Below are 13,251 nucleotides of genomic sequence, written 5' to 3' on the forward strand. Positions count from 1 at the left end.
CCACCGCCGGGGCGCCCGTGGGGCCGAGTCCCGTGACGTGGCCGGGCGGCGGGGCCCGCGACCGCAGGGGCGGGCGCGGGCGGGCATGGGCAGGGACGATCCGGAGGGCCCGTGCGGTACGGGCGGCGACCGGACGGCGGCCCCGCGCCCCCCGGGTGGACGATGGCCCCACGGCGGCGCGGCCAGGACACGGGAGACAACGGTGCACAGGGTGCCGAGCACGGAGAACGAAGGAGTCGCGATGAGCAGCGAACCGACGGCCACGGCGGGCCCGGACCCGGTCCCGGACCGGACGGCGAACGGTCGGACGGCGACGGACCGAGCGGTGGCGAGCCCGACTGCGGCGGACCGGACGGCGGCGGGCCGAGCGGCGGACCGAGCGGCGCCGGACCGGAAGGCGGCGGACCCCCGTCCCGCCCGGCTGGGCGAACCCCTCCCGCCCGAGCTGCTGGACGACAGTGAGCGGCTGACCCGCGACCAGCTCCGGGAACTCCAGCTCGACCGGCTCCGGGCCACCCTGCGGCACGCCTACGACCATGTGGAGACGTACCGGGACAAATTCGACGCCGCCGGGGTCCGGCCCGACGACTGCCGTTCCCTCGGGGACCTGGCCCGCTTCCCCTTCACCACCAAGGCCGATCTGCGGGACACCTACCCGTTCGGGATGTTCGCCGTCCCGATGGCCGACGTCCGGCGCGTGCACGCCTCCAGCGGCACCACCGGCCGCCCCACGGTCGTCGGCTACACCGAGAAGGACATCTCCCTGTGGGCGGACGTCGTCGCCCGCTCGATCCGGGCCGCCGGGGGCCGCCCCGGGCACAAGGTCCACATCTCCTACGGCTACGGCCTGTTCACGGGTGGCCTCGGCGCCCACTACGGCGCCGAACGGGCCGGCTGCACCGTGATCCCGGCGTCCGGCGGCATGACCGCCCGCCAGGTGCGGATCATCCAGGACTTCCGGCCCGAGATCATCATGATCACCCCGTCGTACATGCTCACCCTCCTCGACGAGTTCGAGAAGCAGGGCATCGACCCCCGGACCACCTCCCTGCGGGTGGGCATCTTCGGCGCCGAGCCGTGGACCGAGGAGATGCGCCGCGAGATCGAGGAACGCGCCGGTATCCACGCCGTCGACATCTACGGTCTGTCCGAGGTGATCGGCCCCGGCGTCGCCCAGGAGTGCGTGGAGACCAAGGACGGCCTGCACGTCTGGGAGGACCACTTCTTTCCGGAGATAGTCGACCCCTTCACCGGCGAGGTCCTGCCCGAGGGCGAGGAGGGCGAACTCGTCCTCACCTCCCTCACCAAGGAGGCGCTGCCGGTCATCCGCTACCGGACGCGCGACCTGACCCGGCTGCTGCCCGGCACCGCCCGGCCCGCCTTCCGCCGGATCCAGAAGGTCACCGGCCGCAGCGACGACATGATCATCCTGCGGGGGGTGAACGTCTTCCCCAGCCAGATCGAGGAGATCGTCCTGCGCACCCCCGCCGTCGCCCCCCACTTCCAGATCCGGCTGACCCGGCGCGGCCGCATGGACCACATGACCGTACGTGTGGAGGCACAGCCGCAGGCCGCCCCCGGGCAGCGGGAGGAAGCGGCGCGGTCGATCGCCCAGGGCGTCAAGGACGGGGTGGGGGTCACGGTCGAGGTGGCGATCGTGGAGCCCGGGACCCTGGAGCGCTCGCAGGGGAAGCTGCGCCGGGTGAAGGACCTCCGTGCGGAGTGACCGCGCGGCGCGATGACGCGTTCCGTGCCGTATCCCGATCCCGATCCCGATCCCGATCCCGATCCCGTGCCCTGTGCCCTGTGCCCCGGGGTACGGCACGGGCGGTGGGGGACACCCCTTCCCCCACCGCTGCGACCGGGCACCATGACGTGATCGCGAAGGAGGCGGCCCATGGCGGACGTCGGGGACCCCGATGAGCAGACCGAGCAGTTCCAGCGGCTGGTGTCCGACGCCTTCGCGCCGTTGCGGGTGAGCCCCGACCGCACCGCCCCCGCCGCCGGGCCGGCCGCCACACTGAGCTGCGCCCGGCCGGGCGAGGTCCTGGTCACCAGGATCAGCGGCGGCCCCTGCACGGTGGCGCGCACGCCCTCCCTCATCGGCTCCGGCGACCGGGAGCTGGTCAAGGTCGCCCTGTACGGCCACGGCCGCGCGGGCGTCGCCCAGGACGGCCGCCAGGTTCTGACCGCCCCCGGCGACCTCGTCGTCTACGAGACCGTACGCCCCTACGAACTGCGCTTCTGGGAGCCGTTCGACCTGGTGGTCCTCGGCATCCCCCGGGCCCTGCTCGGCCCCCGCGCCGAACCGCTCGCCGCCCGTACCGCGTCGGCGGTGCCGACCGACGGCGGCGGCCGGCGGCTGGCCGCGGCCCTCCTGCGGGACACGGCGGGCGACCTCGCCGCCTGTACCGGCGGCGGGGCCCCGCACCTCGCCGACGCACTGGTCTCCATGGTCCTGTCGGCCCTGGCCGAACAACCGGTCCCGGACCGGCCCGGCAGCGACGACCTCGCCGAGCGCATCCTCGCGCACTGCCTCGGCCGCCTCTCCGACCCCCGCCTGTCACCGGAGTCGGTCGCCCGCGCCCACCATGTCTCCGTGCGCTATCTGCACAAGATCCTCCAGCGGCGCGGGGTGAGCCTCGCGTCCTGGATCCGCCTCCGCCGCCTGGAACGCATCCGCCGCGACCTGACCGACCCGGCCCTGGCGGACCGCAGCGTGTCGGTGATCGCGGCGGGGTGGGGCGTTCTCGACGCCAAGCACCTCAGCCGCGCCCTGCGCGCGGAGTACGGGCAGAGCGCGGCCGAGATCCGCCGGGCGGCGGCGGTGGCGGGCGGGCGCGGCGACGGGGCCGGCACCGCGCCCGGGGAATCGGCCTGACCGGCGGTCAGGAGCGTTGCGGGGCGGAGCCGAGGAAGGTCGCGGACGGGTCGTACGCCGGATCGGCGAGCATCCCGTGCAACTGGCGGCGGCGGACCCCCATGTTGCCGCCGTCGAACAGCGGATAGACCAGCGCGTCCTGAAGGATCCCCGCGAGCGGGTTCTCATGGCTGTAGCTCTCCATGCCGACCACCCGCATCAGGTCGGTGATCACCCGTACCGCCGTCTCCGAACCGAAGATCTTCGCGTGCAGGGCGAGTTCGGCGGCGGCCGGGCTCCCCGTGTCCAGCGCGTGGCATGCCTTCCAGGACAGATAGCGCACCGCCTCCATGGCCGACTTGGCGTCCGCGAGCGCGTAGCCGACGGCCTGGTGGTCGATGATCGGCACCGCCCCGGCGCGGTGTTCCCGCCGGGCGAAGGCGAGCGCGAACTCGAACGCCGCGCGCATCCTGGCCAGGGCGAGGACACCGACGAGCGCGGCGGTCGGGATGAAGCTGCCCGCCACGACCGCGCCTCCGGAGCCGGGTGCGCCCAGGACGTTGCCCCGGGGCACCCGCACATCCCGCAGGGTGATCAGCGGGGTCTGGTGGGCGCGGTGCCCGAGCAGGTCCAGGCCGGCGGCGACGGTGAGACCGGCGACCGGGCCGGGCACGAGGAGCACCGACAGGGCCCGGTCGGGCGGTGCGTCCCGGTCCGTACGGCAGACGACGGCCAGCAGATCGGGGCCGGTGCCGTCCCAGCCGCCCGCGCTCGACACCCACTTCTTCGCGCCGTTGACGACCCACTCGTCGCGGTCCTCGTCGAGTACGGCGGTGGTGCGGATGCCCTCGGCCGGCGCGGGGGCGTCGTAGTTGGCGCTGCCGCCCGGCTCGCTGAACGCGAAGGCGGCGAGCGGGGCGCCCGAGGGCTCCAGGAACCGGCCGAAGTGCTCGCGTATCTGCTCGGGACTCCCGGCGGCCATGAGCGGGGTGAGGCCGAGCGTCACCGCGAACAGCGTCAGGGACACATCCGCGTCGACGGCGGTGAACTCCTCCGCGATCAGCGCGAAGTCGACCATCCCCTGTCCTTCGCCGCCCACCGGCGCGGGGAGGATCCGGCGCAGCCAGCCCTCGGCGATCATCCGCTCGTAGGCGGGACGGGTCGCCCGCCAGCGCTCCTCGGGGGTGGTCAGGTGCCGGGTCGCGGGGCCGACCCCGGTCAGGACCCGCCGGGCGAATTCCCGCGCGGACTGCCGCAGCCGCAGCTGCTCGGGGGTCAGGGTGAAATCGATGGCCATGCGGGGTCCTCCTCGTACTCGTTCTCTCCGCGCCGCCGCCCGGTCGGGGCTCGCGGCGTTCGCGCCGGGGCCGTGCCGGCCGTGCAGGGCTCAGGCGAGGCTGGTCCAGACGCTCTTGACCTCGGTGTACGCCTCGATGGCCGACCAGCCCATCTCGCGGCCGATTCCGGAGGACTTGGTGCCGCCCCAGGCGGCCGCCGCGTCCAGGCCCTGCATCATGTTGATCCACACCGTGCCCGCCTTGATCTGCCGGGCGAGCCGGCCCGCCGTGCCGATGTCCCGGGACCAGATCGCGGCGGCGAGCCCGTACTCGGAGTCGTTGGCGAGGGCGGCCAGCTCCTCGGGGTCGTCGTACGGCAGCACGGCGAGCACGGGACCGAAGATCTCCTCGCGGGCGATCCGCATGTCCTGCCGGACCCCGGCGAAGACCGTCGGCTCGAAGAAGAACCCGTGCGCCAGGTCACCGCCGGGGCGGCCGCCGCCGGTGAGGAGTTCGGCGCCCTCCTCGCGGCCGATGCCGACATAGCGGGCGGTCAGCTCGACCTGCTCGGCCGAGACCAGGGGGCCGAGGTGGGTCCCGGGGTCGAGACCGTCGCCGAGCCGGAGCGAGCCCGCCGCCGCTGCCAGCTTCTCCGCGAACTCGTCGTGGCGCTTCCGGTCGACGTAGAAGCGGGTGTACGCGGCGCACACCTGGCCGGTGTTCAGCAGCCCTCCCAGCAGATTGCCGCTCACGGCCGCGTCGATGTCGGCGTCGGCGGTGATCACGCTCGGTGCCTTGCCGCCCAGCTCCAGGGAGACCTTCTTCAGGCTCCGGCCGCACTCGGCGCCTATCTCCCGCCCGACGGCGGTGGACCCGGTGAAGGAGATCTTCTTCACCAGGGGGTGGCGCACCAGCGCCCGGCCCGTGCCGGGGCCGCCGGTGACGACGTTGACCACCCCGGCCGGCACCCCGGCCCGCTCGATCAGCTCCGCCAGCAGCAGGGTGGACAGCGGGGTCTGCTCGGCGGGCTTGACGACCACGGTGTTCCCGGTGGCGAGCGCGGGCGCCAGCTTCCACACCAGGATCATCAGCGGGAAGTTCCACGGCGTGATCAGCCCGCAGACCCCCAGCGGCTCACGGACCGTCCGGTAGTCGACGTCCGGCACGGACAGCGGCGCCGTCACTCCGGTGATCTTGGTGACCCAGCCGGCGTAGTAGCGGAAGTGCTCGATCGCGTTGGGTACGGAGAAACCGGCGCTGACGCCGAGGGGCTGCCCCTGGTCCCGCGTCTCCAGCCGGGCCAGCTCCTCCGCGTGCTCCTCCATCAGATCCGCGACCCGCAGCAGCAGCTTCGCGCGGGCGGCGGGCAGCAGCCCGCCCCACTCGGGCGACACGAACGCGGCGGCGGCCGCCCGTACGGCCGCGTCCACGTCCGCCCCGGTGGCGTCGGGCACCTCGGCGATGACCTCTCCGGTCGCGGGGTTGAGGGTGGGGAAGGTGGTACCGCTCCCCGCGGTCCACTCGCCGCCGATGAGCATGTCGGTGCGCATTGCTGTACTCCCTGGAGGGTCGAGCCGGTGAGGAAGCGGGGCGGCCACCTGCCCGCCCGCGGTGGACACGGCACCGTGCCGCCGCGCCGTCGCCGGCGCTCCCGCGACCTCGTCGTCGCTGTGACGGAAAACTAGGCCCGGCGCCCCGGACCCGGCTCTCCACCGGGCGCACGGGCAGTCGCCAGCGGGCGCACACCACCGTGCCGGGTCTCACCGGCGCGCGCGGCGGTGACGGGGGACGCGGCCGTGGAGCTGGTGGAAGAGGAGGGACACCGACTTCGGCGGCCCGTGCTCGAAACGTTTCTCCACCTTGCCGAGCGGGTTCCACAGCCGCTTGTCGGGCATCCGTACTCCGAGGGACCGGCCGAACAACTGCCGGTAGGCGGGGTCCAGGTCCACCCAGACGGCACCGGCCTGAGCGGGGGAGGGGCGGAGGGAGCGGACGGCGGCGGGTGGGACCCGTGCCCCGCACCCCGTGCCCCGCACGCTCCGTAGGATGGCGGTCGCAGGTATCACTTCACCCGTTCCGTAGGAGAATTCTCATGGCCAAGGTCACATTGAAGGGCAACCCGGTCGAGGTCGGCGGCGCGCTGCCGGCGACCGGCAGCACCGCTCCGGAGTTCACCCTGGTGGGTGCGGGCCTGGCCGAGCGCTCGCTCGCCGACTTCGCCGAGCAGCGCAAGGTCCTGAGCATCTTCCCCAGCGTCGACACCCCCACCTGCGCGAACTCCGTGCGCCAGTTCAACGAGCGCGCCGCCAAGCTGGAGAACACGGTCGTTCTGTGCATCTCCGCCGACCTGCCCTTCGCGCAGGCGCGCTTCTGCGGCAGTGAGGGCCTGGAGAGCGTGCACAATCTCTCCACCTTCCGGAACCAGGACTTCCTGACCGCGTACGGCGTGGCCATCCAGGACGGGCCGCTGGCCGGTCTGGCCGCCCGCGCCGTGGTCGTGCTGGACACCGACAACACGGTTCTGCACGTGGAGCTGGTCCCGGAGATCGCCGACGAGCCGGACTACGACGCCGCTCTCGCCCCCCTGGCGTAAGGACGGCAAGGTCGACACGGTCGACAAGGACGGCAAGGAAGACGCACGGCGGGTGCCCTGTCACGACGGGGCACCCGCCGTCCGCGCTTCGGCGTCAACCGCCGCAGCGCGCCGGGGTGTTCCGGTACCGGATCGCGTGCCACCATGCGTGGTCCCCGTGCACCAGTGGGGTGCACGGGCCGGAAAGGAGCCCCAGTGACAGGGGAGAAGCCCGCAGGGGCGGGGACGACCGGGGGCACCGGCCGGTGGGACCGGGTGCTCGCGCTCGGCACCCTGCCGGTCGCGGCCACCGCGCTCACGGCCACGATCGCCGCCTACATGACGTTGGTCGCGTTCGGAAATCTCACCGACTTCGACACCAACCGGGAATTCGTCCGCCATGTTCTGGCCATGGACACCACGTTCAAGGACGAGGACGTCATGTGGCGGGCGATCGAGTCCCGCGCGGTCGCCGACGCGGCCTACATCGCCGTGATCGCCTGGGAGACGGCCGCCGCCGCCGTCCTGCTCATCGCGGTCCGGCTGTGGGCGGGCGGGCTGCGGCGCGGCGATCTGCGCCGGGCGCGGCGCACGACCACACTCGGGCTGACCATGGTGCTGCTGCTCTTCGGGTTCGGCTTCGTCGTCATCGGCGGCGAATGGTTCCAGATGTGGCAGTCGTCCGACTGGAACGGGCTGGAGCCGGCGGGCCGCAATGTGATGATGGCGGCCTTCGTGCTGGTGGTGATCCATCTGCCCGCCGCACGCGGATCCCGGGAGGAAACCCGGTAGGCGGCACGCGGCCCAGGCCCGCCGCCCCGGAGGCCGGGTGACCGGATTGCTCCCCCCGCCCCAGGCCCCGGAGCCGCCCGGTCCGGCCCCGTGCCCGGCGGCTCCGGGCGGTTCCGCTCCGGGCCGCCCGGTACCCTCCGCGCGGCCCGCAGGACTGGCCGATTCCGGGATCCTCGGGGATCCCGCCCCTGGACATACTCGTACCCCGCACCGTCGGCGCGCGCCGTCTCCTCGTGTCACCTCGTGTCACCTCGATGTCAGTGATGACCACCAGCAGGAGGTACGTTGAACAGCATCCGCACGCTCGGCGGCAGATTCCTCACAGCCGCCGCCGCACTGTTCGCCGCCGCCGCGCTCACCCTGGTGCCGGCGGGCACCGCGACCGCCGCCGCCCCGCCCGCCCCGGCGCAGCCGCCCGTGATCACGGCGGACGGTACCGCTTCCGACCGGGCCGCCGACGCCGGGCCCGTACCGCAGGCCGTCTACACACGCCAGTTGCGCAACTGGTCGACCTGGAAGTGCGTCGACGACAGTGTCATCGGCCTGCGGCACTTCGACTGCCAGGACAAGTACGGCCGGTACGCCAATTACCAGAAGTTCGACCTCATCACGACCAACGTGGTCGGCATCTACGTCCTGCGGAACCACGCCACCGGGCTGTGCGTCGACGACAGCGAGTTCGGTCTGCGGCACTTCGGCTGCAACGACCAGAACGGCCCGTACGCCACGTTCCAGCGGTTCGAGCTGCACGCGGCCCCAGGCGGCAGCAATGTGCTCAAGAGCGTGGCGACCGGGCTGTGCATGGATGACAGCGAGTTCGGTCTGCGGCACTTCGGCTGTCAGGACCAGTACGGCCCGTACGCCAACTACCAGCGGTTCTGGCTCAGCGCGTACTGATCGCGGCCGCCGGTCCCAGGGTGCCCGGCCCCGGTGGGCCGGGCACCACCGGCACCCGTGATAAGCCCTCGTCAGCCGCTCAGGGCGGGCCGTGCCCGGTCCCCGGGGCCCAGGGACTCGCGGCACAGCGGACAGCAGTCCGAGCCGTCCCGGGCGCCGTGGGCACAGTCCTGTCACGGGGACGAGGACGGGGTACGGGTACGGGGCCGCCCCGGCCGTGCGGCGCGGCCCCGAGCGGCGCGGCCCCGTGCGGCGCGGCCCCGTGCGGTCAGTCGGCGGCGTGGCCGAGCCCTTCGTACGCCAGCCACTGCATGAAGGTGTGCAGTCCGTGGTGGAGGTCCATGGCCGGTTCCCAGCCCCGGGGCCCCGGCACCTCCGGTTCCGGGTCCCGCTCCGGCCGGAGGGCCGCGGGCGGCCCCGGGACCGTCTCGGTCGGCACCGGACGGACCGCCGCCAGGACCGCTTCGGCCAGGGCCGCCTCCGGGACGGCCGGCCCGCCCGCGAGGTCGAGGACCGATTCCGCCGGGGGCTCCTCCAGGACCCGGTCCACCGCGCCGATCAGGTCGTACACATGCAGCGGCCGCAGCTCCCGCCCCGGTGGGTCGGTGAGGACGACGGGATGGCTGCGCAGCGCGCTCCACACCATCCGGCCGATGGGCGAGTGCCGGGAGCAGCCAGGGCCGTACAGATCGCCGGTGCGCAGGGTCACCGGCGGCCGTGCGGTGCCGGTGGCGCGGTCGAAGGCGCGTACGACGATCCCGGTCCGCGCGGGGTCGGTCCCGTCCCGCAGCGGGCGCAGGTCGATCAGCGCGTCCCGGGTGCCCGGTGCCCCGCCGACCGGGACACCGGACAGCGGTGTCACCCGGTGGCCCCGGTCGGTGAGGCCGCGGACGACGTGTTCGCCGAGCGGGCTCGCCGCGCCGACGACGGCGACCGAGCGGCCGGTGCGGGCCGGTGGGCCGCCGGTCGCCCGGCCCGCCTCGCGTCCGGCTTCGAGGCCCGCCTCCACCCCGGCGCGGGCGATCCGCGCGAGTCCCTCGCGGAGTTCGGCGATCCGCTCCTCGCCCTGGTCGTGGCTCACACCGCCCGGCCCGATGGTGGCCAGGGACTCCGCGCAGGCCGCTGTCCGGGAAAGGTCGTCGCTCCCGAGGGTCGTCCGATGGACGAAACCCATGGTGAAGGCGGTCAACCAGGTGCCTCGGGCAGCCTTTTCATCGGGCACTTCGGTCAACACGGAATTGGCTGATTTATATCTGTCGGCCTGGATGCCCAGGCCTGCGAGATATTCCTCGCTCTCCAGGTGGAGCCAGCGCTCGGGGCCGGGCCCCTGCACCCGGACCGCGCACTGGGCGACCCCGTGCTTGAAGAACGGGACGACCCGGATGTCCTCCAGGGACTTTCTCTCGTCGGTGCCGGGATCGTCGGGAAGAAAACAGACCGAACGCCGCGGCCCCCGGAAAGCGTTGCCGGAAATGCTGCCCCGGTCGTCGTGTTCCGTCAGGCTCGGAACCGACACATAGGACGGTATCCCCCGGGTCAGCAGATACTGGCGCATCAGGATGTCGTCGGCCCAGGCGTCCAGCCGCTTGCGGCCGTACTCCACGAACCCGGCGGCGACCTCGCGCGGCAGCACGATGGCCACACAGGGGAAGTACTCGCCGACGGCCCGCACCCAGCGCGCCCCGGCCATCGCGCCCAGCCGGACGGCGGCGCCGTTGCGGGAGTCCCAGAGCGCGAAGAGGGCCAGCGCCGCGTCCGGCCGCGCCGCCACGGCGGCCCCCACCCGTTCGAAGAAGGAATCCGAGAGGATCATGTCGTCCTGGACGACGAGCTGGTGGGTGGCGCCCTCCTCGATGGACGACCACGCCGCCAGCGCCGTCCGCAGCACCGACGGCTTCCCGCCGGGGTCGGGGTCCATGACCACCCGCAGCGCTCCGGGCGGGCCCGACCGGGCCAGTGCCTCGGCGGCGGGCAGCCGTCGGGGATGGGTCATCACCGCGCCGCTGATGCGATAACGCGTCACAGGTCCTCCGTACTCGATCCGGTTTCGGACGGGCGAATCCCGGCGGGGCGACCGGCGGTGCCGACCGCCCGGAGCATCCCGTTCGAACTCACCCGTTTGTCCTTTCGTACTAATCAGTTTCAGACAGCACGGGGGTGCTTTCGAGGGCTGTGGGAGCGCCGAAAAGGCACCCTGGTTACGGCCACTGATGATCGTTCATGCTGTCTGCGCAAGAACATCATGCGTATCATTTCCTGGAGGAGTCCTGATGACCGTGAAACCGGATGACAAGGTCATTGACGCAGGTGAGTCCGGGGTCTCCCGGCTGGAAAAGCTGCGCGGCTCCCGGATCGTGGTGACCGGTGGTGCGGGCCTGGTGGGCAGCAGGCTCACCGCCCTTTTGCGTGGTGTGGACGCCGAGGTGACCGTCCTCGACCGGATGGACGCCTATCCGGATTCCATCCATGAACTCTTCGGCGCCCCGCGCCGGGCGTCCCGTCTGGTGGTGGGCGACATCCGCGACCGCACACTGGTCAGGAGCGTGCTCGAAGGCGCCGACCACGTGGTCCACGCCGCCGCCTTCGCCGATGTCGCCGCCTGCACCCGCCGGCCCGACATCGCCTTCAAGGCCAATGTCGAGGGCACCGAGGTGATCTTGGAGGAGGCCGTCCGGGCCGAGGTGCGCCGCCTGGTGCTCGTCTCGTCGGCCGCCGTCTACGGCAACGGGGCCGATCCGGCCGCCGGCCCGCAGCGCTTCCACGAGGACCAGACCCCCTACCCCCTGTCCGTCTACGCCAACTCCAAGCTCTGGGCCGAGCACCAGACCCGGCTGCTGCTCGGCGGCACGGGCACCGAGTACGCGATCCTGCGGTACTTCTCCGTCTACGGGGACCCGCAGATACCCAAGCCGGGCAGCCACTCCTGGATGGTGGCGTGGCTGGCGATGCACGCCCGCGTGGGGCTCCCCATGCGGCTCAACGGCGGCGGCGTCCAGGTGCGCGACCTGGTCCACGTGGACGACATCGCCATGGCCACCGCCCTCGCCCTGGTGGAGGAGGGCGTCGTCGGCGAGACCGTCAACGTGGGCTCCGGGGTGCCGACCTCGGTGCGCGACGTGGGCGAGCTGATCGCCCCGCACTACCCCGGCTCCGAGTTCATCATCACCCCCCGCCCGGCGGACGACCCCCTGGGCGGCTTCGCGGAGACCGCGCGCCTGGCGGAACTCATGCGCTGGCGGCCCGGGATCACCGTCGCGGAGGGCGTGGAGCGGTACGTCCGGTGGCTGAACGCCACGCCCGAGGCCGTGCCGTCCTGGCTCACCGAGCAGGTCGCGTGACACTGTCCCACCGGACGGCCACAGCACGGCCGCACGAGGCGGAGGGCACGGTGCCGATGGGGTACACCGGTTCGTACATCTGGTCACTGCGGCAGCGGGTGGGCAGCCGGCCGCTGCTCGTCCCCGGGGCGCAGGTCCTGCTGATCGACCCCGCCGGGCGGGTGCTCTTCCAGCAGCGCGCCGACACCGGGGTGTGGGAGCTGCCCGCCGGGGCCTGCGAGGAGGGCAGCGACTTCGCCGGGACCGCCGTCAGGGAACTGGCGGAGGAGACCGGGCTGCTGGTCGACCGGGACGACCTGGTCCCCTTCGGCTCGCTCTCCGATCCCGGGGTGCACACCCTCACCTACCCCAACGGGGATGTCACCCACTGCTTTGCCCTCTGTTTCCTGGCCCGCCGCTGGTCCGGCGAGCCACGGCCGGACCCGGCGGAGGTGGTCCGGATCCGGTTCGCCGACCCGGACCACCCGCCACGCCCGCTCCACCCGCCCACCGGGGTGGTCCTCGCGATGTTCCGGGAATTCGACACGACAGGAAGGTTCCAGGCCCGGTGAGCACGGATATCCACCAGGGCCCGGAGGGCACCCCGCGCGCGATACGCGCCGGGGTGCCCTGCCGGGCGTGTCTGTCCGGCGAGGACCTGGACTGGCTCGGCGGCCGGTCCGTCAGCCTCGCCCTCGACCTCGTCACCACCGTGGAGACGGTCCCCGGCCCGCCCCCCGCGCGGGACGGCGGCTGGTCCGGCGAGGTGTGGGAGTTCCTGCGCGGACGGCTCGCGGGCCTTCCCGCCGACCCGCCCGCCGTACGGGTGCGCAGCGACGCGCCCGGCGCGAGCGGGCTCTCGTCGTCCACGGCGCTGATCGTGGCGCTGTTCCGCGCGTACACCGAGGCGTGCGCCCCGGATCCCGGCATCCCCGCCCCGATCCTCGCCGAGTGGGCGTACGCCTTCGAGTTCGCCCGCTTCAACGGCGGCGGCATGGACCATCTCGCCGTCATCGAGGGGGGAGCGCTGCTGCTGGACGGGAGGACGGAGGGGCTGCCCGCGATCCGCGAGCGGGCCGCCTTCCCCGGGGAGTGGAGCGTCCTCGTCGTGGACTCCGCCACCCGCAAGGACACCAGCGACCACATCAAGGTGGTACGGGCCCAGCTCGCGGCGGGCGACCCCGATCTGGCCGCCTACCGCAAGGAGGCCGACGCCGCGTCCGGCGAGGTCTGGGCGGCGATCGGCGCCCGCGACCTGGACGCCCTCGCCGCCGCCATGGACCGCGCCCATGTCACCATGCGCGACCACCAGCGGATGTCCACCCCCGTCCTGGAGGAGCTGAGGGAACTGGCCCTGCGCTCCGCGGGACTGCGGCTGAAGCTCAGCGGCGCCGGCGGCGGCGGGGCGCTGGTGGGGGTCTGCCGCACGGACGACCGCGACGACGTCGTCGCGGCCGTCCGGCGGGCGCTCGCGGATCCGTACCCCGCGGCCCGGGTGATTCCCACCCGGGCCGCGCCGGACCCCGCCTTCTGATC

The 13,251-nt window shown here is 73.3% G+C and carries 12 protein-coding genes; 8 read left to right on the forward strand and 4 right to left on the reverse strand.

The window, feature by feature from the left end; all coding sequences use genetic code 11:
* The first annotated feature begins 241 nt into the window (after window positions 1-241).
* Together paaK and SYYSPA8_RS00335 are read left to right on the forward strand one after the other, a co-directional pair.
* Window positions 242-1,726 (forward strand): phenylacetate--CoA ligase PaaK, encoded by a 1,485-nt coding sequence (gene paaK / locus SYYSPA8_RS00330; protein ID WP_323444810.1) that lies wholly within the window; start codon window positions 242-244, stop codon window positions 1,724-1,726.
* A gap of 171 nt (window positions 1,727-1,897) precedes the next feature.
* Entirely contained in the window at window positions 1,898-2,881 is a 984-nt protein-coding gene (locus tag SYYSPA8_RS00335; protein WP_323444811.1) for an AraC-like ligand-binding domain-containing protein, read from the forward strand.
* A gap of 7 nt (window positions 2,882-2,888) precedes the next feature.
* Here SYYSPA8_RS00335 and SYYSPA8_RS00340 read toward each other — a convergent pair whose 3' ends face one another.
* From SYYSPA8_RS00340 to SYYSPA8_RS00350, 3 genes are all read right to left on the reverse strand, one after another.
* Window positions 2,889-4,157: an acyl-CoA dehydrogenase family protein gene (locus SYYSPA8_RS00340; RefSeq protein ID WP_323444812.1), complete on the reverse strand. Its 1,269-nt coding sequence runs from the start codon at window positions 4,155-4,157 to the stop codon at window positions 2,889-2,891.
* 90 nt (window positions 4,158-4,247) lie between these two features.
* The gene (locus SYYSPA8_RS00345; protein WP_323444813.1) at window positions 4,248-5,687 is read right to left on the reverse strand and encodes an aldehyde dehydrogenase family protein; all 1,440 of its coding nucleotides are present in this window, start codon (window positions 5,685-5,687) and stop codon (window positions 4,248-4,250) included.
* A gap of 210 nt (window positions 5,688-5,897) precedes the next feature.
* Window positions 5,898-6,173 (reverse strand): hypothetical protein, encoded by a 276-nt coding sequence (locus SYYSPA8_RS00350; RefSeq protein WP_323444814.1) that lies wholly within the window; start codon window positions 6,171-6,173, stop codon window positions 5,898-5,900.
* Between the two features lie 56 nt (window positions 6,174-6,229).
* On the opposite strand from SYYSPA8_RS00350, the gene tpx reads away from it, so the two are divergent.
* The 3 genes from tpx to SYYSPA8_RS00365 all read left to right on the forward strand — a co-directional run bounded on the left by tpx (window position 6,230) and on the right by SYYSPA8_RS00365 (window position 8,398).
* A complete protein-coding gene (tpx, locus tag SYYSPA8_RS00355; RefSeq protein WP_323444815.1) occupies window positions 6,230-6,730 on the forward strand; it encodes a thiol peroxidase in 501 nt (166 codons plus the stop codon).
* Window positions 6,731-6,985: 255 nt separating this feature from the next.
* On the forward strand, window positions 6,986-7,501 hold the full coding sequence (locus tag SYYSPA8_RS00360) for a DUF2165 domain-containing protein (RefSeq protein ID WP_323445490.1): 516 nt from the start codon (window positions 6,986-6,988) through the stop codon (window positions 7,499-7,501).
* A gap of 285 nt (window positions 7,502-7,786) precedes the next feature.
* The gene (locus tag SYYSPA8_RS00365) at window positions 7,787-8,398 is read left to right on the forward strand and encodes an RICIN domain-containing protein (RefSeq protein WP_323444816.1); all 612 of its coding nucleotides are present in this window, start codon (window positions 7,787-7,789) and stop codon (window positions 8,396-8,398) included.
* Window positions 8,399-8,666: 268 nt separating this feature from the next.
* Here the strand turns inward: SYYSPA8_RS00365 and SYYSPA8_RS00370 are convergent, their stop codons facing one another.
* Window positions 8,667-10,421, reverse strand: a complete 1,755-nt coding sequence (locus SYYSPA8_RS00370) for a hypothetical protein (protein WP_323444817.1) — start codon at window positions 10,419-10,421, stop codon at window positions 8,667-8,669.
* 247 nt (window positions 10,422-10,668) lie between these two features.
* On the opposite strand from SYYSPA8_RS00370, the gene SYYSPA8_RS00375 reads away from it, so the two are divergent.
* Genes SYYSPA8_RS00375 through SYYSPA8_RS00385 form a run of 3 tightly spaced genes read left to right on the forward strand, consistent with a single transcriptional unit; the run spans window position 10,669 to window position 13,249 of the window.
* A complete protein-coding gene (locus SYYSPA8_RS00375; protein ID WP_323444818.1) occupies window positions 10,669-11,736 on the forward strand; it encodes an NAD-dependent epimerase/dehydratase family protein in 1,068 nt (355 codons plus the stop codon).
* On the forward strand, window positions 11,733-12,287 hold the full coding sequence (locus SYYSPA8_RS00380) for an NUDIX domain-containing protein (RefSeq protein WP_323444819.1): 555 nt from the start codon (window positions 11,733-11,735) through the stop codon (window positions 12,285-12,287). The genes SYYSPA8_RS00375 and SYYSPA8_RS00380 overlap by 4 nt, the downstream gene beginning before the upstream one ends.
* Complete coding sequence (locus SYYSPA8_RS00385) at window positions 12,284-13,249, forward strand: GHMP family kinase ATP-binding protein (RefSeq protein WP_323444820.1); 966 nt, start codon at window positions 12,284-12,286, stop codon at window positions 13,247-13,249. The genes SYYSPA8_RS00380 and SYYSPA8_RS00385 overlap by 4 nt, the downstream gene beginning before the upstream one ends.
* Window positions 13,250-13,251: the final 2 nt, after the last annotated feature.

The sequence above is a fragment of the Streptomyces yaizuensis genome (assembly GCF_034961445.1).
Classification (GTDB): domain Bacteria; phylum Actinomycetota; class Actinomycetes; order Streptomycetales; family Streptomycetaceae; genus Streptomyces; species Streptomyces yaizuensis.

Bases quoted from the DNA above. Each gene is read 5' to 3' on its own strand.
- SYYSPA8_RS00335 (WP_323444811.1), top strand. From the start codon at position 1,898: ATGGCGGACGTCGGGGACCCCGATGAGCAGACCGAGCAGTTCCAGCGG.
- paaK (WP_323444810.1), top strand. From the start codon at position 242: ATGAGCAGCGAACCGACGGCCACGGCGGGCCCGGACCCGGTCCCGGAC.
- SYYSPA8_RS00345 (WP_323444813.1), bottom strand. From the start codon at position 5,687: ATGCGCACCGACATGCTCATCGGCGGCGAGTGGACCGCGGGGAGCGGT.
- tpx (WP_323444815.1), top strand. From the start codon at position 6,230: ATGGCCAAGGTCACATTGAAGGGCAACCCGGTCGAGGTCGGCGGCGCG.
- SYYSPA8_RS00340 (WP_323444812.1), bottom strand. From the start codon at position 4,157: ATGGCCATCGATTTCACCCTGACCCCCGAGCAGCTGCGGCTGCGGCAG.
- SYYSPA8_RS00375 (WP_323444818.1), top strand. From the start codon at position 10,669: ATGACCGTGAAACCGGATGACAAGGTCATTGACGCAGGTGAGTCCGGG.